This is a genomic window from Halopenitus sp. POP-27 (genome assembly GCF_029889855.1).
Taxonomy (GTDB): Archaea; Halobacteriota; Halobacteria; order Halobacteriales; family Haloferacaceae; genus Halopenitus; species Halopenitus malekzadehii.
Genome location: NZ_JARANU010000001.1, coordinates 124,446 through 141,517 on the forward strand (window position 1 = coordinate 124,446; position 17,072 = coordinate 141,517).

The window sequence follows — 17,072 nt, forward strand, 5'->3', positions numbered from 1 at the left end:
TTGAGGGCTGACGGTTACGGCGTCGACGGCCGGCTTCCAACTGGTCGGTGGTCGTGGAGCACCCGACTGGTCAGCGGTCGTCAAGGATCGCTCGCGAGGAGTTGAGCACCACGAGGAGACTGCTCGACCCCATGGCGAGGGCGGCCAGCAGCGGATTCAACACCCCGGCGATCGCAAGCGGGATCGCGGCCGCGTTGTACAGGAGCGCCCAGCCGAGGTTGGCACGAATCCGACCGGTCGTCCCCGCGATCAGCGCGAACAGCTCCGGGATCGCGGCCAGTCGGTCCTCGAGAACGACCGCGTCGGCGGCATCAACGGCCAGATCCGTCCCCCCCGAGACCGCGATCCCGAGCGTCGCAGCCGCGAGCGCGGGCGCATCGTTGCTCCCGTCGCCGACCATCGCGACCGACCGCGTCGCCGCAAGCCGGGAGACCGTCTCGGCTTTCGCCTCCGGCGGAACCCCGGCGAACACGCGGTCGATCGACGGATGTGACTCGAACCGCGAGGCAGCCTCGGGACTGTCGCCGGTCAACACGACGATCTCCATCTCCCGATCGGCGAGGTCCGACACGACCGACTCCCAGCCGTCACGCACGTCGTCACCGACGGCGATCACGCCACGAACGGCGCCGTCCCACCCGACGAGCACGGGAACGTTACCTCGGGACCGAACGGTCGAAACGCGGTCGTCGATCGCCTCAGGGATCGTCCAGTCATCGAACAGGGATGGGTGGCCGACCCGATGGTCGACGCCATCGATCGTCCCGACGACGCCGCGATCCCGGACGTCCACGTCGACATCGAGGTCGGGATCGACGTCTCCGTCGACGCCGGTGTCAGCGGCGACGCCGGCGGCGACGTCGGCGGCGAGTGATGAACCGGCGGGTGACGGATCGGCGGCGGTTGACGGCGGATCGGCGTCAGTGGAATCGTCCATCCCGGTCGCGTCCTCGAGACGACCGCCATCGGCGACCCGGTCGGTGGTCGTCTCCGTCCGGTCGACGATCGCCGTCGCGACCGGGTGTGGGGAGGCACGCTCGAGGACGGCGGCCCGGGCGAGAATCCGGCCCGCGTCGGTCGGATCGCGCGGATCGTCGTTCTGGTCGTCGCTCGGAGCGTCGACCGACTCGCCGGCCGGGTGCGCATCGGTGACGGGCTGGACGTCGAGAACGCGCATCTCGCCGTCCGTGAGCGTGCCGGTCTTGTCGAAGACGATCGTGTCGATCGATCCGGCGCGCTCGAAGACGGCCGCGGAGGCGATCACGATCCCACGCTCCGCAGCCTCGCGGATCCCGGCGGCGACCGCGAGCGGGGTTGCAAGCCCGAACGCACACGGACACGAGACGATGAGCACGGTGAGCGCGACCAGGGCAGCGGTGGAGGGGGTCGCGCCGGTCGCCAGCCGAAGGAGGCCGACGACGACGGCGACCGTCACGACGAGGGGGACGAAGACCGTCGCGAGTCGGTCGGCCAAGCGCTGGGCGCCCGAGCGCGCACTCTGGACGTCCCAGAGCAACTCGACGAGCCGGTCCAGAGTACTCGTCGCGTCCGCGCCGACGCGAACGACGAGCGGCGCGTCGGTGACGACCGTTCCCCCGCGGACGGCGTCCCCGGGGCGTTTCGTGTCCGGGATCGACTCGCCGGTGACGAGCGCCTCGTCGACGGCGGCGGTTCCCTCGATCACCGTCCCGTCGAGCGGGACGCGCTCGCCCGGGAGAACCCGCAGGCGATCGCCGGGATCGACGTCCGTAAGCGGGACCTCCTCGCCGTCGGCCAGCCTGGCCGTGTCGTCCATCGCGGCGGTCAGCTCCGAGAGGAGGCCGGTTGCACGGCGCTTGATCCGGGTCTCGTAGATCCCGCCACCGGTGACCACGAGGATGACGGCGATCGTGACGTCGAAGTAGAGGTCGGTCCGCCCGAGAAGCATCGCGAGGGTGCTGTAGGCGTAGGAGCTGACCGCGGCGAGCGACACGAGGAGGTCCATGTTCGGCTGCCGGGCGCGAAGGCTCACGTACGCGCCGCGAAGGATCGGGAAGCCGGTATACAAGAGCACGACCGAGGTGAACACCCAGATCTGCGCGAACAGATACTGACCGGAGAGGCCGCCGAGATCGACGAGGGGATCGTAGCCGAAGTAGGTCGGGTACAAAAAGAGGACGTACCACAGCATCGCCATCATCCCGAAGAGCCCGCCCCCGACGAGGAACCGGACGACGTCGACGGCATCGTCCTCGGTCGACGACCGGTCCCGGCGATCGGTGGCCTCGTAGCCCGCGGTCGAGAGGACGTCCGTCAGGGCCGCGTCGTCGATCCGGTCCGGGTCGTGGTCGACGCGAACCGTGTCGGTCGCGTAGCTCGCGGTCGCTGCCTCGACGCCGTCGGCCCGTGCGGCGGTCACCTCGAGGAAGCGCTCGCAGGTCGCACAGTGCATCCCGTCGACGTGGAGGTACGTCGTCTTGAGGTCGTCCGCGGCTGCCGCCGTATCGGTGGCAACGGCTTCGGCACTGGCCGGATCGGCGACGGCAGCCTCGGTACTGGCCGGATCGGCGGTCGCTGAGCCGGCCTGGGTGCCGACCGCGGCGTCGACGTCCTCGGCGGCCGCCTCGAGGCCCGCCATCCCGCCGAGCGACCGGGAGACCTCGAGACAGCCCCGACAGCAGAACTCGCCCTCGACGTCAGGGTCGGTGACCGGGTCCGCGGGCGTGGGGAGATCACAGAGGGTACACGTGGCCATCTCGGAGCGAGGCTCTCCCTGGGCTATGCGGCCGACGTCTCGGCCTCGGCATCGTGGTGTGCCGACCCGGTTTCGCCGCCGGTCGCCCGAACGAGGCTTCCGACGATGATGAGCACGTTGACGACCGCGAGGGCGACGACCGGCTCGCCGCGGGAGAGGGCAAAGACGATCGCCGTCGGCGTCGCGAGGAGGCCGAGGAGCACGATCCGTTGCGGCGGAAGGTCCATACATCGAACGTGTAGGGCCGAGAATAAATAGACGTGGGGCGATCCCAGGCCGCGGGACCACCCTACGGATATAAGTGGCATAGTTCGGTAACTTTTGCCTATGGGTACGACAGACGGCGAGCAAACGGCGGCGGGGCTGATCGAGGACCCGAAGTCGTTCGACCCGAAGGGAACCCTCGCGTTGATCTTGGTGTACTTCTGCATCCTGGTGACGATGTGGGTGTACATCTATTTCGTGGAGTTCCTCGGGAACGACCTGATCGTGGTGGGGTGACCGATGCACGTTCACAGCTACGAGAAGATCTGGCTGGCGCTGGGACTGGGACTGATCCTGCTGCTGATCGGCTCGGTCACCTACGGCGCGGTCGGCCCCGGCGTCTCGATGGTCGCCGCCGACCAGCCGACGGTCGATCCGACGGCGCTCGACGAGGACGACCGCTTCGCCGAGCCGCGCGTCGAACAGGTGGGCGAGAACGAGTACGAGGCGTACGTCGTCGCCTACCAGTTCGGCTTCGAGCCCGATCCGATCGTGATACCGGCGAACAGCACGGTGACGTTTATGGTGACCTCCCGGGACGTGACCCACGGCTTCGAGGTGGTGGGAACGAACGCCAACACGATGGTGATCCCCGGCGAGGTTTCGACGCTGACCGTCGAGACCGGGGGACCGACCGAGTACGGGGTCATCTGTAACGAGTACTGCGGGGCCGCCCACCACGGGATGGAGGCCACGGTCGAGGTCGTTCCGCAGGACGAGTTCGAGTCGTCGACCGGTGGCTCGACCGATTCCGGGGGATCGACCGACGGCGACGGAAGCGGAGGTGACCAATGACCGCGACCGCGGACGCACCGGCGACCACGTCGCCCGACGCGACCAATGAACCAGTGACGAACGAGGACGACCCGGACGGGGACGGGGATGGAGCCGCGACCCCGGAGGGAACCTTCTACGACCGGTTCCCCGCGGAGGCGCGGATCGTCCGGGCCACCTTCCTCGGGGCGTTCCTGGCGTTCGCGATCGGGACGACGTTCGGGATCATTCAGACGCTCCATCGGACCGGGATCGCCCGGCCGTTCAGCTCGGTCGACTACTACACGTTCCTCACGGCACACGGCGTGTTCCTGGTGTTGAGCTTCACCATCTTCTTCCTGGTCGGCGTGTTCACCTGGGCGCTCGTGCGGAGCCTGGACCGCCCGCTCGTGAACACGCGATTCTCCTGGGCGTGGTACGGACTGATGGCGGTCGGGATGACGCTGACGGGGATCACGATCCTCGCCGGGTTCACGAGCGCCGTGGACCTGAGCGCGGACGTGCTCTTCACCTTCTACGCGCCGCTGCAGGCGCACCCGCTGTTCTACGGCGGACTGGCGGTATTCCTCGTCGGCACCTGGCTGGCGGGGCTCGACTGGTGGCGGACGTACCTCGCCTGGCGCCGCGAGAACCCGGACGAGCGGATCCCGCTGCAGACCTTCATGGTCTTGACCACGACGATCATGTGGTACGTGGCGACGTCGGCGCTGGCGATCTCGGTGCTGTTCTTCCTACTGCCGTGGTCGCTGGGGCTGATCGAGACGGTCAACCCGACGCTGACGCGGACGCTGTTCTGGTTCTTCGGCCACCCGGTCGTCTACTTCTGGCTGATGCCGGCGTACCTCCTGTGGTACACCGTCCTACCGTCGATCGCCGGCGGCCGGCTGTTCAGCGACCCCCTCGCACGGGTGGTCTTCGTGCTGTTCCTGCTGCTGTCCACCCCGGTCGGGATCCACCACCAGTACCTCGACCCGGGCATCGCGGAGGGCTTCAAATTCGTCTCGATGACGAACACGATGTTCCTCCTGCTTCCGAGCCTGCTGACGGCCTTTACCGTCGTCGCGAGCGTGGAATACGGTGCCCGCGTTCGCGGCGGAACCGGCCTCTTCGGCTGGCTGCGCACGCTGCCGTGGCGTGACCCGGCGTTCACCGGAATGATGCTCGCCGGGCTGATGTTCGCGGCCGGCGGCTACTCGGGGATGGTCAACGCGGGAATGAACATCAACTACCTCATTCACAACACCATCTGGGTTCCCGGCCACTTCCACCTCACCGTGGGGACCGCCGTCGCGTTGACGTTCATGGCGGCGACCTACTGGCTGTGGCCCCAGATCACCAACAAGCCGATCTACAGCAAACAGATCGGACTGGCGCAGGTCGTCCTCTGGTTCGCGGGGATGGCGCTGATGTCCAACGCGATGCACGCGCAGGGACTGCTCGGCGCCCCACGCCGGACGGCTGAGCCCGAGTACGCCGGCTTCGAGTACGGAACCGCCTTCGGCGGCTTCCAGGAGCTGAACGTCCAGATCGCCATCGGCGGGACGATCCTCTTCGCCTCCGCCGTGTTGTTCCTCAGCAACGTCGTCCTGACGATGGGGAACAGCCGGACCGACGGGCTCGCAGAGACGATCTCCGAGCCGATCTCCGGGCCGGAGGACGCGCCGCTCGTCCTCGACAACATCCGCCTGTGGGGTGGGATCGCGGTCCTGCTGGTACTCCTCGCGTACGCGCTGCCGATCGTCGCGATCATCCAGCGTGGCGGCCTGTTCGGACCCGGCGGCGAAGCGTTCCCGATGGTCCTCGACGCGCTCTCGATCCTCGTGGACCAAACCCCGGACGCCATCGCGCTCCTCGCTGACCGGACGGTCGACGCACTCGGCGGCGGCCGGCTTGGGGGGTGGCCGTGATGGTCGATCTGTCGGTCACCCGCGGCGGCCTCCTGGTCGCGCTCGCGGTGCTCGGAGTCGGGCTCTACGAGTTCCGCACGCTGCTTGAGTTCCTCGGAATGAGCGTGCCGATCATCCCGTACCTGGTCGCCGTCGTCCTGCTCGTGTTCGGGATCTACGGCTACGTCTCCTTCTTCGACAAGTGGGGCACGGGGACGGAGATCGTCGAGGCCGACTCGGAGTAGCGGGACGGGACAGCCAAGACGTCGCCGGTCCGGGTCCCGCTTGTTCCGTTTCACGAACCGTTCGTACCGATCGGTGTTCCAACGTCGTGAGAATCGGCGTCGTTGGTTTAAGAGTAGGATGTGTATGTCTACGTGTATGTCACAGAATCGATCGGTCTCACGGCTCGACGGAGCGATCAAGCTCATCGGTGCGGTCCTGCTCGGAGTCGCCGTGGTCCTCGGCGGCGCGGTGGCCGCGATCACGGTCGCCGGAATGGGTGTCATTTCGGTCTCCCCGGTGGGGATCGGGACGGTTATGTTCGGCGCGATCGCGGTCGCGTTGTTCCTGCTGGCGGGCCGGAACGTCGGCCGGGACCGGAACCGGCGAAACGGTCGATCGTCGACGGACCGAACCGCGTGAATCGCCCTGACCTGCATCGCCGGTGAACCGCCTCGGGGTCAAGCCCCGAGGCACTCGCCTTGTTCCCCCTGTAGAGACGGACGATCCAGCCGGACCGCATAGACCTTTGTAGGACCCGCTCGAACCCGCGGGCGTGTACACCGACGTACTTCTCGCGACCGACGGCAGCCGGACCGCCAGGGAGGCGACCGACCACGCGATCGCCCTCGCGGCCGCTCACGACGCGACGCTACACGCCGTCTACGTCGTCGAGACGCGGACCGCCTACGACAACGCGATCGTCGACCCGGAAACGGTCCGCGAGAACCTCCGGCAGGAGGGTGAGGCGGCCACCGAGGCGGTCAGATCGGCCGCCGGCCCGGACCCGGAGGTCGTCACCGAGATCCGGACGGGCGTCCCCCACGAGGAACTACTCGCGTACGTTCGGGAGGCGGAGATCGACCTCGTCGTGATGGGGTCGACGGGACGATCCACGATGAAGACCGTGTTGCTCGGCAGCACCGCCGCGGCGGTCGTCGAGGAGGCCGACGTTCCGGTCGTCCTCGTCGGCGCCGCGGAATCGGATGATGCCGAACCGATCGGTACGGACGAGTGATCGACCGGCGTTGCGGGCTACCGGATTCGTCCCACGGTCACCCGATCGTCAGGACGCGGTCGGACTCGGTGACGATTTCGAGCAGGTCCTGCATCGTCGACATCGGGCAGTAGTCGCTTCCCTCCTCGTTGCGAAGGTCCAGACAGGTTCCACAGGCCTCGAGGTCGCCACCAGCGTCGACGAACGCCGTCATCCGGTCGCGGACGTCGAAGGTGTCGTGGGTGATCTCCTCGCTCTCGACGCCGGCACCCAACAGGAAGACGGAGACGTCGTGGCCGTCCTCCACCGCCGTAATCCCGAGTCGAAAGGCGTTCCACACGCGTTCGGGGTCGTTCGTTTCGATCACGATGCCGAGTTGCTCGACGGCGGAGTCGTCGTCCTGCATAGTAATATTGTATAGTATCCCCAATCTTATAAACACGCCGATGAGCGCGGGACCCTCACGAAGGACGTGACTGGACGCTCGCGAAGGACGTGACTGGACGCTCGCGGAAGGTGTTCGGCGTGCGCGTCAGCGACGGACCGGCTGTTCGGTTCGGGCGGTCAACTCCTCGGGGTCGAGGCGGTAGAATTCGAAGTCGATCGTCTCCGGCGGGGCGCCGAAGATCTCGACGAAGGGAATGTGGACGCGCTCGAGGCCCTGCAACGCCTCCAGAGCGACGTCGTCGTCGGTCGTCGCCACGAGCCGACCCTCGGCGACGACGCTGTTCCAGCGGTCCTCGCGTTGCCCGTACGCAACGAACGAGACGGAACGGTCCGCCGGATCGCCCTTACGACTCTCGACGCCGGTGGCAAGCCGGAAGTAGAACGCCTCGTCGGCCGAATCGTAGCCGTAGGAGACGGGAATCGAGTGGGGCGGCGTCTCCGTGTCCGTGCTGAACGACAGCACGCCGGTGCCGCCGGCGCCGAGGAACTCGTCGCGCTCGTCGTCGCCGAGCTGGATGACGTCCGGAGCCATACCGGACCTACGGGCGGCACCGGGAAAACCGTTCCCCGGGTCGATCCGGATCCGGCGTTCCCGTCACAGTCCCCAGCCGACCGCGATCCCAACCGTGGTCACGACCGCCACGAGCAGTTGCAGCGGGCCGCCGACACGGAGGAAGTCGCTGAACCGGTAGCCGCCCGGCCCGTAGACCATCAGGTTCGTCTGATAGCCGACCGGGGTCATAAAGGACGTCGCTGACGCGAAGGTGACCGCGAGCAGGAAGGCGAACGGATTGGCGCCGAAGCCGATCGCCGCGTCGACGGCGACCGGGATCATCAACACGACGGTGGCCACCGGCGTGATGACGTTGGCGAGCAGCGCCGTCACGACGGTGAACAGGAACAGGACGCCGATGGGCGGAAGGACCCCAGCGGTCGCGACGAGCAGCTCCGAAAGCATCGCGGCGCCGCCGGTCCGGTCCATCGCCAGACCGAGAGGAATGACTCCCGCGAGCAGGAAGACCACGTTCCAGGAGACGGCGTCGTAGGCGTCCACAGGGCGTAGACAGCCGGTGACGACCATCGCGAAGACGCCGGCCAGCGCGGCGATCACGATCGGGAGTGCGCCGAGGGCCGCGACCCCGACGACGCCGACCATGATCGCCACCGCGACCGGTGCGGAGTCCGATATCGGCGCGATGTCGGCCGGGTCCGCGGACGCGAGCCGGTCAACGGCGGTCTCCTCGGCGACGAGGAGGTCGCCGGTATCGGTGAAATACCGGATCGAGGGCGGTGTCGTACGGACCAACAGCAGGTCGCCCGCCTGAAGCGGGAGGGTCGAAAGACCGGACCGGTGGAGTTCCCCCGCCCGTCGAACCGCGAGGACGGTCGTGCGGTGGTACTCGGAGAGCCCGGTTTCGGCGATCGTCTCCCCGACGTATCGGGACCCCTCCGGAACGATCGCCCTGGCCAGCGTCCCGTCCGTCTCGGCGGTCTCGAAGGTCTCCTCGGTGACGTCCTCACGCACCAGCTGTGCGAGATCGGCCGCCTCACGGAACCGGTTGATCGCCTGGAGCGTCCCGTGGACGACGAGGCGATCCCCATCACGGATCGGCTCCGTGGAGTCGGGACCCGAACGGGCCGACCCGTTCCGCCGGAGCTGCAGGATCCGGACGTCCGGAACGTCGGCATCGAGCGCGTCGATCGATCGCCCGATGACGGGCGAGTCGGACCGAACGCGCATCATCGCGAGGTGGTCCTCGAGATCGAACTCGTCGATCGGGTCGGCGTCGACCGGAACCCGTGCAGGGACCAGGCGTCGACCGACCGTCAGCAGGTAGACGGTCCCCACGCCGAGGACCACGACGCCGAGCCCCGTGAACTCGAACATCCCGATCCCGTCGCGGCCGTCGATCAGGATCCGGGCGAAATCGCTCGCAAGGATGTTCGTCGAGGTGCCGATGACCGTGAGGGTACCGCCGAGGATCGCCGCGTACGAGAGCGGCAACAGCAGCTTCGAGGGGCTGATTCGCGTCTCCGCGGCCAGGTCGGTGATCATCGGCACGAAGACCGCGACGACCGGCGTGTTGTTGATGAATCCCGCCAGCGGGCCGGCCGTACAGACGGTCGCCACGAGCGCCCGGAACTCGCTGCCCGCGGTGAGGTCGGCGAGATGAACGCCGAGGCGGCGGACCAGACCGGTCGCCTGGATCCCGGCGCTCAACATGTACATCGCGATGATGGTGACCGTTGCCGGGTTGGCGAACCCCGAGATCGCACCGCGGGCGTCCACTCCCGTCCACGGTTCCAACAGGACGAGCGCGGCGATGATGCCGATCGCCGTGACGTCGTTGGGGATCGCCTCGGTGACGAAGAGCACGAGCGCCGTGAGGATGAGCCCGAACACGACCGTCGCACCGGAGACCTCGACGATCGCCGCCGCGTCCAGCGCTGCAGGGGGCAGCTCCAGTCCGTTCGGGACCGCCGACACGGCCATCGCTGCCTCGAGGGCATCGTGCGCATCGTATGCATCGTGCACATTGAGCACAGCAAGCGCATCGGGCACGTCGAGGACCGAGTCGGACACCATATCTCACCGTGGGTGGTCCGCGACTTGATTGTTCGTACACCGACGGCGGCGTCGATCGATTCCGAACCGTGTCGACAGCCGGATCGCCACGACGAGAACCGGCTACTCCCGGATCGCTACGACGAGAACCGGCTACTCCCGGATCGCGACCACGAGGAAGGTCTCCGGTCGCTCCTCGGCACGAACCACCTCGAAGCCCCCCGCCTCGAGCGCGTCGGTGGCATCGGCCGCGTCGTATCGCTCCTCGACCGGCGGGCCCACCTCGCGCATCCCGTCGGCCGACCAGTCGGCGATGACGAGTCGGCCGCCGGAGGCGATCGTCCGGGCGAGCGTCGCGATCGACTCCTCGGTCGCGAACTCGTGGTAGGTCATCGTCGAGAACGCGCCGTCGAGGGCGTCCGTCTCGAACGGGAGGTCGGCGACGTCGCTCGTCACGAACGCCACGTTGTCAGGCGCACCCTTCTCGCGGTAGTAGTCGTGCATCTCCGGTTGGACGTCGACCGCGTGGACGGTGTCGACGTACGGAGCGACGTCGTCCGTGTAAAAGCCGGTCCCGCTGCCCAGGTCGGCGAGAACGTCGTCCGGAGCCGGATCGATCGCCGCGATCAGCTCATCACGGGACAGATACCGGTAGCGTTGCTCGGCCTCCTCGAGTTTGGACGCACGGTCAGCGTCGAAGGTATGAAACCCCATACCCCGGATTTGCGGCGCATCGGTAAAACCGGTCGGGTCGATCGCCGCCCGGTAAACGGCCTTCAGTCAGATCGCCGCCCGTCAGATCGCCGCCAGAGCGATCCCGTACCCGAGCAGGAACGCGACCGCGAACGAGGCGATCCACGCGAGGATCGTGAGGCCGATCTTTCGCGAGTCGATCGCGTGCGCCGGCCGCGGGCGCGAACGGGGTCGCGCCGCTCGACCCGGCACCGATGACCCACGCCATGAACAGGCTGGCGATGGCTGCGGCCACGAAGAGGAGTATCGTCGTTGGATCTATGTCCGAAAAGCGCCTGCGGGCTACCGTGCCGATGCGTCGCCGGATGACGGGCGGCTTCGCCACCAGCCCTGGAGGTACGCGCCGAGGAACATCCCGGCGATCGCCCAGAGGATGGTCACGTTGCCGATCCCGAGGCTGGCGTAGGCGGCGCCCGGACAGATCCCGGACAATCCCCAGCCGACGCCGAAGATGGCGCCGCCGACGAGGACGTTCCGGTCGAACGACTTCAGGCGGCGCTCGAAGGGATCGCCGGTCAGCGGCGCCGCATCGGCGATCCGCGGCAGCACCGCGAAGGCGATCCCGGTGACGATCGCCGCGCCGAACATCACGAACGGGAGGCCGAAGTCCTCGAACTGCAGGAACGCGAGCACGACCTCCGGGCGCGCCATCTGGCTGAAGCCGAGCCCGAACCCGAAGACCACTCCGCCGAGGAGGATCAGCGGGAGGAACGCGGGATGGCGGTCCCGGTCCGTCACGGTGACACCCCCAGTGCCGCGACGACCTGCGCGGTGACGATGGCGACGAGCAGGAAGGTCATCACGCCCGCGATCGAGGTCTTCGAGGCCGATCCGACCCCACAGACGCCGTGACCGGAGGTACACCCCTTCCCGACCCGGGTGCCGATCCCGACGAGGATCCCGCCGAGGAACAGCCGCCACGGCTGGACCTCGGTGAGCCAGAGCGTCACGCCGCCGAGCTCGTAGAGCTGGCCCGTCGATCCGGACTGGTACAGCGAGGTGGTGACCAGTCCGGACTGGACCGTCGCCGCAAAGAGCGCGGCCCCGAGGACAATGCCGAACGTGAACACGAGCCGCCAACCCCGCGAGGCGACGTACCGCTGGAACCGCGACTGGTCGGAGACGTACGAGAGCGTCGACTCGAGGAACGTGCTCGCGCCCGCCGCGATCCCCGTGCCGACGTAGATCACGGTCGCGCCGAGCCCGACCAGCAGCCCCCCGACGACGTATCGGCTGAGCCCGTTCGGGAACGGATCGGCGAACACCTGAAGCAGCGCCGGATCGATGGTCATCGACGCGATGGGCATCGGCGCTTAGTCACCCGCCAGCGATTCCTGGCTGGCCGCACAGTTGTTGGGGCCGAGTTCGAGGGTGAACGCTTCCTCGTCGTCAACGACCTCCTGGCCGAGGTTCGTTGCGATGATCGACTCGTAGTTGGCGGGACGCGGCGGCATGTCCGAGAGGACCAGCTCGACGAACGCGTCCTCGTCCATCGAGAGCGCGTCCATCCGCCGCTTCAGATCGCCGATCGAAGCGGTGTAGGTGCCGTCGGCGGCCGATTCGGCCGCGTCGCTGAAGTGGGCGCCGCCGACGAGCGTGTCGTCCGGCAGCGTGAGCACGCGGTCCTGCAGCGACTCGTAGAGCATCCGGGCGGCGTCGGGGGCGCCCTCGTCGCCCTCCTCGAGGTCGGGGCGGGCGACGCTCTCGATGAAGAGCCCGTCACCGGTCGCGAGCAGGCCGTCATCGACGAGGTAGGCGGTCATCCCGGTCGTGTGACCGGGCGTGTGAACGGTCTCGATCGTGGCGTCGCCGACCGCGAAGTCGTCGCCGTCGGCTGCGGTGGTCAGATCGTCGGCGTAGGTGACGCCACGATCGACGGCCGGCCCCGGGATCACGCCCTCGACTCCGCGGTCGGCGAGCGCGCGAACGCCGGAGATGTGGTCGGCGTGAATGTGGGTATCGAGCGCGTAGACCAACTCGGCCCCGCGTTCCTCGGCATCGGCCAGGTAGCGGTCGGTGAACGCCCGCAGGGGGTCGATCACGGCCGCCTCTCCGCCGTCGACGAGGAGGTACCCCAGACAGCCCGAGGAGGGGCGCTGATACTGCAACAGCGTCCCGGCGCCGTCGTAGCCGGTCACCTCGACGGCCTCGTAGATCCGGGCCCAGCCGTTCATCCCGTCCACGACGTGGTTCACGTCGTAGCCGAGTTCGGCGAGCGTTCCGGCGACGTACTCGCTGGCGCCGCCCTTCGCACAGATGACCGAGACCTGGCGATCGGCCGGAATCCGATCGAGGACGTCATCGTCGACCTCGTCATCGAGGAACTCGAAGTACGGGACGTTGATCGACTCGACCGTCTCGCCGTCGACGTGCCACTCCTCGTACTCCGACTGCATCCGCGCATCGAGGAGCGTGACGTCCTCGCCGGCGTCGATCCGGTCCTTCAGCGTCTCTGGTTCGATCGACTCCACGTCCGCATCCGGTGTGGGGAAGTCTTCCGGGTTCATTGCGTGTACACCACCATACCGGTTGGCGGCATATAAGAGTTTGTATGGTAATTCATATATCACACAATATAGCTCGACCGCGGTGCCGGCCGGCCAGTGCGGCGGGACGGTCGGTAACGAGACGAGCGGCAACGGACGAACGGGGACGAGTGGCAGCAGGACGAACGAGGACGAGAAGGCCCGTGACGGGACGAGCGGCCACGGACTGACGCTGGCGGCGTTCGATCGGCCACGATCGGTTTCCAGAGAGGCGATCCGGCCGCCGAGATCGCTTCCACACACTCGCGTGCGTATCAATAAATGGATATATACGAGTGACGGCCGTAACCGGAGTACAGTCGTGTATAGAAAATACAAGAATCAACATTCTTATAACACCTCATCCGGTATTGTGTGATATCTCCAATACAACAACGGAGTGCATATCCAATGACCACAGCATACGACGTGACGGAGACGCTCGACGTGAAAGGCGCATCGTGTCCGATGCCAGTCATCAAGACGAAGGGAGCGATCGACGATCTCGACGTCGACGACGTCCTGGAGGTACTGGCCACCGACGCCGGCAGCATGAGCGACCTCGACGGCTGGGCGGCCGGAACCGACGGCGTCGAACTCCTCGAGCAGGTCGAGGAGGGCGACGTGTACAAACACTACGTGCGGAAGACGGCGTGATGAGCACGGATACCGAACCGGCGGCGGACGGATCGGCGGAGGCGGCCGACGACGCCGAGGCAGCGAACGCATCGGAGGCGGCCGCAGAGCAGCCGGCCGAGGCCGAGCTTCGCGACCGCATCGCGGAACTCGAGGACACGGTGGCGAGCCTCGAGGCCGACGCCGACGACGGCACGACCAAGCTGACGATCGTGGCGACCCAGGGGAGTTTCGACATGGCCTATCCCCCGCTCATCCTCGCGAGCACGGCGGCCGCCTTCGGCTGGGACGTCGTCGTGTTCCACACGTTCTGGGGGCTCGACATCCTCCACGAGGAGAAATCCGGCGATCTGCGGCTGTCCGCGGTCGGCAATCCGAACATGCCGATGCCGAACGCGCTCGCCGCGCTGCCCGGGATGGACCGGCTCGCCACGCGGATGATGGAACGGAAGATCGACGAGAACGGAACCGCGACGATCGACGAGCTCATCGAGCTCTCGCTGGATCAGGGCGTCGACCTCCAGGCGTGTCAGATGACGATCGACCTGATGGGCTACGACGAGGACGACTTCCACGACGGCGTCACCGTCGGCGTCGGCGCCGCGACGGCCCTGCAGCACATGGCCGAATCCGACGTTCAACTGCTCGTGTGAGCGGTCCGAACCGTTCGGGACTGGACTTTTAAACGACGTGGACGAACCACGGGACGATGGCACTTCTCGAGAACCTCGTCGTAGTGTTTCTCGCCGGCCTCGTGACGGCGCTTGCGACCGGCCTAGGCGCCCTTCCGTTCTTCGTCTTCGAGGAGATCAGCGATCGGTGGACGGTCGTGTTGTGGGGGATCGCCTCGGGGATCATGGTCTCAGCGTCGCTGTTCGGCCTCGTCGAGGAGGGCCTCGCCGAGGGAACTCCGACCGAGATCGCGATCGGGATGGCCGCCGGCGTCGCCCTCGTCGTGGTCGCCCACGAGGTGCTGCTCGACGTCGAGATCGATCCCCGCGAGTACGAGCAGGCCGACTTCACGAAGCTCGTGTTGATCCTCGGCGTGTTGACCGTCCACAGCTTTCCGGAGGGGATCGCCGTCGGCGTCTCCTTCGCGGATCTCGGACTCGAGGGGGGATACCAGATCCTCGGGCTGACGGTCCCGCTGCTTGCGGTCTTTATGACCGTCGCGATCTCCATCCACAACGTCCCCGAGGGGACGGCGATCGCGATCCCGTTGCGGGCGATGGGCGTCTCGAAGCCACGGATGGTCTGGTGGGCGGTCTTCTCGAGTCTCCCGCAGCCGATCGGCGCCGTGATCGCCTTCGCGTTCGTTCGAACCGCCCGCGAGTTCCTCCCGTACGGATTCGGGTTCGCGGCGGGCGCGATGATCTATCTGGTCCTCTCGGAGTTCATCCCGGAGGCGCTGTCGATCGGCGAGTCGCTGCCGAACGGAGGGAAACGCGAACTCGTGACGGGAGTGCTCCTCGGCGTCGCCGTGATGCTCCCGCTGTCGATCATCTAGGCGGTCGGTCGTCGATCATCGATCGTCGATCACCGACCATCCATCGTCGATCACCGGTCGTCACACGACGTCGTCCGGGTCGTGATCCGCGGTCATCCGGGACGCTTCCGTCGCATACCGGTCCCGACGATCGGGGTCCTCGACGGCGCCGAGGTTCCCGGGCTCGACCTCGATCGCGGCGGTCGTGTCGCGCACGTCGGTGAAACTCGTCAGCGCGCGTTCCTTGCGGAAGTACCGCGCCCCGTCGGGGGTCGCGTACACGAGGATGACCATGTTCTGCTCGTCGTCCGAGTAGGTCCGCTCCACGAGCCAGACGCGAACCGTGCCGGGCTCGCCATCGGCGTCGCCGTCGGCGTGAGAGTCGGGAGCGCCATCGGAGTCTCCATCGCCATCGGCGTCGGGATCACCCATCGGTCACCACTCCGCGGAGAGGGCGTCGATCAGTCGGTCGACCTCGCGTTCGGTATTGACCGCGTGCACGGAGGCCCGGACCGCTTCCGGGAACGGGAGATCCCGGAGGCGGATCCCCTCGTCCGCGAGCCGGTCGACCGTCGTGGCCGGGTCGTCGACGTCGATCGTCACGAGGCCGGATTCGGGCTCGGCCGGACTCAGGAGACGGTCCTCGGGGACTCCCTCGGCAAGCCGCCCGGCAAGTTCGTGGATCCGGCCCTGGATCCGGTCGACGCCGACCGACTCGATCGTCGTGATCGCCTCCCCGAGCGCGACGTGTGGGGCCGGGTTCGCGGTCCCGACCTCGAAACGGCGGGCCCCGGCCGCGAGCTCGTAGGGGTCCGCGGTCGGCGTCTCGACGCTGCGGTAGCCCAGCGATCGGGGATGGAGATCGTCGACGACGTCCCCGTCGACGTGGAGGAAGCCGCCGCCCCAGAGGCCCAGCAGCCACTTGTGGCCGGCGGCGGCGACGGCGTCGGCACCCCAGTCGGTGACGTCCATCGGGGCCTGGCCGGGGACCTGAACCGCGTCGACGAGGGTGAACGCCCCGGCCTCGCGGGCGACGTCGACCAGCTCCGCGACGGGGAGCCAGGTGCCGTGAGTCCAGGTGAGCGCCGAGACACAGACGAGCCGCGCGTCCGCGACGGCCTCGGCGAAGGCGTCGCGGTCGATCCGGCCGCCGCTCGTCGGGACGACGCGAACCTCGATCCCCTCCCGTTTGAGCCGGTCCCACGGGAGGATCCCGGCCGGATGTTCGAGGTCGGTTCGGACGACCACGTCGCCGGGCTCCCAGTCGATCGCGTTCGCGATCGCGTTGATCCCCGCGGTCGTGCTCTCGGTGAGGGCGATCTCCTCGGGGGCCGCGCCGACGAAGGACGCGACCGTCTCCCGGACGTCGTCGATCGCCTCCGCGGCGGTCTGGTAGGGGTTCTCCCGGACCGGCGCGTCGTACTCGAAGGACTCAAGGAACGAGTCGGCGGCCTCGACGACGTATCGCGGGCTCGGCCCGTGTGCCCCGTAGTTGAAGTAGTCGACGTCCGCAAGCGCCGGTACGTCCGCCCGAAGCTCACGCGGGGTCATCGCCACACCGTCCGGATACGGGGCGTCGTCCTCCCGATCGGCGGTGCCGCCGTCGACGGGACGTCACTCGATCCGACGCGGGTCTCCGTGATCGTCGTCGCATTCATCACGTGCGAGTTCGGCCGGAGGACACATTAATCTTGTGAGCATTGTACAATATTTATATATGGATGTATCCAACGGGACGTGATCGGGGACGGCCACCCGATCGACTGCACCCACGCCACCGTA

General features: G+C 67.6%; 21 protein-coding genes. 9 read left to right on the forward strand and 12 right to left on the reverse strand.

The features are described from left to right. Window positions 1-70: 70 nt before the first annotated feature. Both OQF70_RS00680 and OQF70_RS00685 read right to left on the reverse strand, forming a co-directional pair. Complete coding sequence (locus tag OQF70_RS00680) at window positions 71-2,734, reverse strand: cation-translocating P-type ATPase (protein ID WP_280535309.1); 2,664 nt, start codon at window positions 2,732-2,734, stop codon at window positions 71-73. A 23-nt stretch (window positions 2,735-2,757) separates the two neighbouring features. Beyond that, window positions 2,758-2,961 (reverse strand): hypothetical protein, encoded by a 204-nt coding sequence (locus OQF70_RS00685; RefSeq protein ID WP_280535310.1) that lies wholly within the window; start codon window positions 2,959-2,961, stop codon window positions 2,758-2,760. 100 nt (window positions 2,962-3,061) lie between these two features. Here OQF70_RS00685 and OQF70_RS00690 point away from each other — a divergent pair, with 100 nt between their 5' ends. The 6 genes from OQF70_RS00690 to OQF70_RS00715 all read left to right on the forward strand — a co-directional run bounded on the left by OQF70_RS00690 (window position 3,062) and on the right by OQF70_RS00715 (window position 6,898). Beyond that, window positions 3,062-3,235 carry a hypothetical protein gene (locus tag OQF70_RS00690; RefSeq protein ID WP_280535311.1) on the forward strand — a complete coding sequence of 58 codons (174 nt, stop codon included), beginning with the start codon at window positions 3,062-3,064 and terminating at the stop codon, window positions 3,233-3,235. A 3-nt stretch (window positions 3,236-3,238) separates the two neighbouring features. After that, window positions 3,239-3,793, forward strand: a complete 555-nt coding sequence (locus OQF70_RS00695) for a cytochrome c oxidase subunit II (RefSeq protein WP_280535312.1) — start codon at window positions 3,239-3,241, stop codon at window positions 3,791-3,793. Beyond that, window positions 3,790-5,679: a b(o/a)3-type cytochrome-c oxidase subunit 1 gene (locus tag OQF70_RS00700; protein ID WP_280535313.1), complete on the forward strand. Its 1,890-nt coding sequence runs from the start codon at window positions 3,790-3,792 to the stop codon at window positions 5,677-5,679. The genes OQF70_RS00695 and OQF70_RS00700 overlap by 4 nt, the downstream gene beginning before the upstream one ends. Then, entirely contained in the window at window positions 5,679-5,903 is a 225-nt protein-coding gene (locus tag OQF70_RS00705; RefSeq protein WP_280535314.1) for a CbaC protein, read from the forward strand. The genes OQF70_RS00700 and OQF70_RS00705 overlap by 1 nt, the downstream gene beginning before the upstream one ends. Window positions 5,904-6,039: 136 nt before the next feature. After that, a complete protein-coding gene (locus OQF70_RS00710) occupies window positions 6,040-6,303 on the forward strand; it encodes a hypothetical protein (protein WP_280535315.1) in 264 nt (87 codons plus the stop codon). A 133-nt stretch (window positions 6,304-6,436) separates the two neighbouring features. After that, window positions 6,437-6,898: a universal stress protein gene (locus OQF70_RS00715; protein ID WP_280535316.1), complete on the forward strand. Its 462-nt coding sequence runs from the start codon at window positions 6,437-6,439 to the stop codon at window positions 6,896-6,898. 37 nt (window positions 6,899-6,935) lie between these two features. Here the strand turns inward: OQF70_RS00715 and OQF70_RS00720 are convergent, their stop codons facing one another. From OQF70_RS00720 to OQF70_RS00755, 8 genes are all read right to left on the reverse strand, one after another. Then, on the reverse strand, window positions 6,936-7,283 hold the full coding sequence (locus OQF70_RS00720; RefSeq protein WP_280535317.1) for a DsrE family protein: 348 nt from the start codon (window positions 7,281-7,283) through the stop codon (window positions 6,936-6,938). A gap of 126 nt (window positions 7,284-7,409) precedes the next feature. Then, window positions 7,410-7,856, reverse strand: coding sequence for a pyridoxamine 5'-phosphate oxidase family protein (locus OQF70_RS00725; RefSeq protein ID WP_280535318.1), 447 nt, complete (start codon window positions 7,854-7,856; stop codon window positions 7,410-7,412). 63 nt (window positions 7,857-7,919) lie between these two features. Then, window positions 7,920-9,911, reverse strand: a complete 1,992-nt coding sequence (locus OQF70_RS00730) for an SLC13 family permease (RefSeq protein WP_280535319.1) — start codon at window positions 9,909-9,911, stop codon at window positions 7,920-7,922. A gap of 132 nt (window positions 9,912-10,043) precedes the next feature. Further along, window positions 10,044-10,604, reverse strand: coding sequence for a class I SAM-dependent methyltransferase (locus OQF70_RS00735; RefSeq protein ID WP_280535320.1), 561 nt, complete (start codon window positions 10,602-10,604; stop codon window positions 10,044-10,046). Window positions 10,605-10,685: 81 nt separating this feature from the next. After that, the gene (locus OQF70_RS00740) at window positions 10,686-10,835 is read right to left on the reverse strand and encodes a hypothetical protein (protein ID WP_280535498.1); all 150 of its coding nucleotides are present in this window, start codon (window positions 10,833-10,835) and stop codon (window positions 10,686-10,688) included. Window positions 10,836-10,925: 90 nt separating this feature from the next. After that, a complete protein-coding gene (locus tag OQF70_RS00745; protein WP_280535321.1) occupies window positions 10,926-11,381 on the reverse strand; it encodes a YeeE/YedE family protein in 456 nt (151 codons plus the stop codon). Then, window positions 11,378-11,935, reverse strand: a complete 558-nt coding sequence (locus OQF70_RS00750) for a YeeE/YedE family protein (protein WP_280535493.1) — start codon at window positions 11,933-11,935, stop codon at window positions 11,378-11,380. The genes OQF70_RS00745 and OQF70_RS00750 overlap by 4 nt, the downstream gene beginning before the upstream one ends. Before the next feature lie 21 nt (window positions 11,936-11,956). Continuing rightward, window positions 11,957-13,150, reverse strand: a complete 1,194-nt coding sequence (locus tag OQF70_RS00755) for an MBL fold metallo-hydrolase (protein ID WP_280535322.1) — start codon at window positions 13,148-13,150, stop codon at window positions 11,957-11,959. Window positions 13,151-13,579: 429 nt separating this feature from the next. On the opposite strand from OQF70_RS00755, the gene OQF70_RS00760 reads away from it, so the two are divergent. From OQF70_RS00760 to OQF70_RS00770, 3 genes are read left to right on the forward strand one after another with little or no spacing between them, the layout of a single operon-like run. Next, window positions 13,580-13,825, forward strand: a complete 246-nt coding sequence (locus OQF70_RS00760) for a sulfurtransferase TusA family protein (protein ID WP_280535323.1) — start codon at window positions 13,580-13,582, stop codon at window positions 13,823-13,825. Next, on the forward strand, window positions 13,825-14,457 hold the full coding sequence (locus tag OQF70_RS00765; RefSeq protein ID WP_280535324.1) for a DsrE/DsrF/DrsH-like family protein: 633 nt from the start codon (window positions 13,825-13,827) through the stop codon (window positions 14,455-14,457). Before OQF70_RS00760 ends, OQF70_RS00765 begins: the two co-directional genes overlap by 1 nt. A 56-nt stretch (window positions 14,458-14,513) precedes the next feature. Next, window positions 14,514-15,311 carry a ZIP family metal transporter gene (locus OQF70_RS00770; protein ID WP_280535325.1) on the forward strand — a complete coding sequence of 266 codons (798 nt, stop codon included), beginning with the start codon at window positions 14,514-14,516 and terminating at the stop codon, window positions 15,309-15,311. A gap of 60 nt (window positions 15,312-15,371) precedes the next feature. Here OQF70_RS00770 and OQF70_RS00775 read toward each other — a convergent pair whose 3' ends face one another. Both OQF70_RS00775 and OQF70_RS00780 read right to left on the reverse strand, forming a co-directional pair. After that, the gene (locus tag OQF70_RS00775) at window positions 15,372-15,722 is read right to left on the reverse strand and encodes a hypothetical protein (RefSeq protein WP_280535326.1); all 351 of its coding nucleotides are present in this window, start codon (window positions 15,720-15,722) and stop codon (window positions 15,372-15,374) included. A gap of 3 nt (window positions 15,723-15,725) precedes the next feature. Beyond that, window positions 15,726-16,841: an aminotransferase class V-fold PLP-dependent enzyme gene (locus tag OQF70_RS00780; protein ID WP_280535327.1), complete on the reverse strand. Its 1,116-nt coding sequence runs from the start codon at window positions 16,839-16,841 to the stop codon at window positions 15,726-15,728. Window positions 16,842-17,072: the final 231 nt, after the last annotated feature.

Coding starts and splice junctions, on each gene's coding strand:
- OQF70_RS00725 (WP_280535318.1), bottom strand. CDS start 7,856: ATGGCTCCGGACGTCATCCAGCTCGGCGACGACGAGCGCGACGAGTTC.
- OQF70_RS00775 (WP_280535326.1), bottom strand. CDS start 15,722: ATGGGTGATCCCGACGCCGATGGCGATGGAGACTCCGATGGCGCTCCC.
- OQF70_RS00700 (WP_280535313.1), top strand. CDS start 3,790: ATGACCGCGACCGCGGACGCACCGGCGACCACGTCGCCCGACGCGACC.
- OQF70_RS00760 (WP_280535323.1), top strand. CDS start 13,580: ATGACCACAGCATACGACGTGACGGAGACGCTCGACGTGAAAGGCGCA.
- OQF70_RS00765 (WP_280535324.1), top strand. CDS start 13,825: ATGAGCACGGATACCGAACCGGCGGCGGACGGATCGGCGGAGGCGGCC.
- OQF70_RS00680 (WP_280535309.1), bottom strand. CDS start 2,734: ATGGCCACGTGTACCCTCTGTGATCTCCCCACGCCCGCGGACCCGGTC.
- OQF70_RS00695 (WP_280535312.1), top strand. CDS start 3,239: ATGCACGTTCACAGCTACGAGAAGATCTGGCTGGCGCTGGGACTGGGA.
- OQF70_RS00750 (WP_280535493.1), bottom strand. CDS start 11,935: ATGACCATCGATCCGGCGCTGCTTCAGGTGTTCGCCGATCCGTTCCCG.
- OQF70_RS00770 (WP_280535325.1), top strand. CDS start 14,514: ATGGCACTTCTCGAGAACCTCGTCGTAGTGTTTCTCGCCGGCCTCGTG.
- OQF70_RS00710 (WP_280535315.1), top strand. CDS start 6,040: ATGTCACAGAATCGATCGGTCTCACGGCTCGACGGAGCGATCAAGCTC.
- OQF70_RS00705 (WP_280535314.1), top strand. CDS start 5,679: ATGGTCGATCTGTCGGTCACCCGCGGCGGCCTCCTGGTCGCGCTCGCG.
- OQF70_RS00780 (WP_280535327.1), bottom strand. CDS start 16,841: ATGACCCCGCGTGAGCTTCGGGCGGACGTACCGGCGCTTGCGGACGTC.
- OQF70_RS00730 (WP_280535319.1), bottom strand. CDS start 9,911: ATGGTGTCCGACTCGGTCCTCGACGTGCCCGATGCGCTTGCTGTGCTC.
- OQF70_RS00735 (WP_280535320.1), bottom strand. CDS start 10,604: ATGGGGTTTCATACCTTCGACGCTGACCGTGCGTCCAAACTCGAGGAG.
- OQF70_RS00720 (WP_280535317.1), bottom strand. CDS start 7,283: ATGCAGGACGACGACTCCGCCGTCGAGCAACTCGGCATCGTGATCGAA.
- OQF70_RS00755 (WP_280535322.1), bottom strand. CDS start 13,150: ATGAACCCGGAAGACTTCCCCACACCGGATGCGGACGTGGAGTCGATC.
- OQF70_RS00685 (WP_280535310.1), bottom strand. CDS start 2,961: ATGGACCTTCCGCCGCAACGGATCGTGCTCCTCGGCCTCCTCGCGACG.
- OQF70_RS00690 (WP_280535311.1), top strand. CDS start 3,062: ATGGGTACGACAGACGGCGAGCAAACGGCGGCGGGGCTGATCGAGGAC.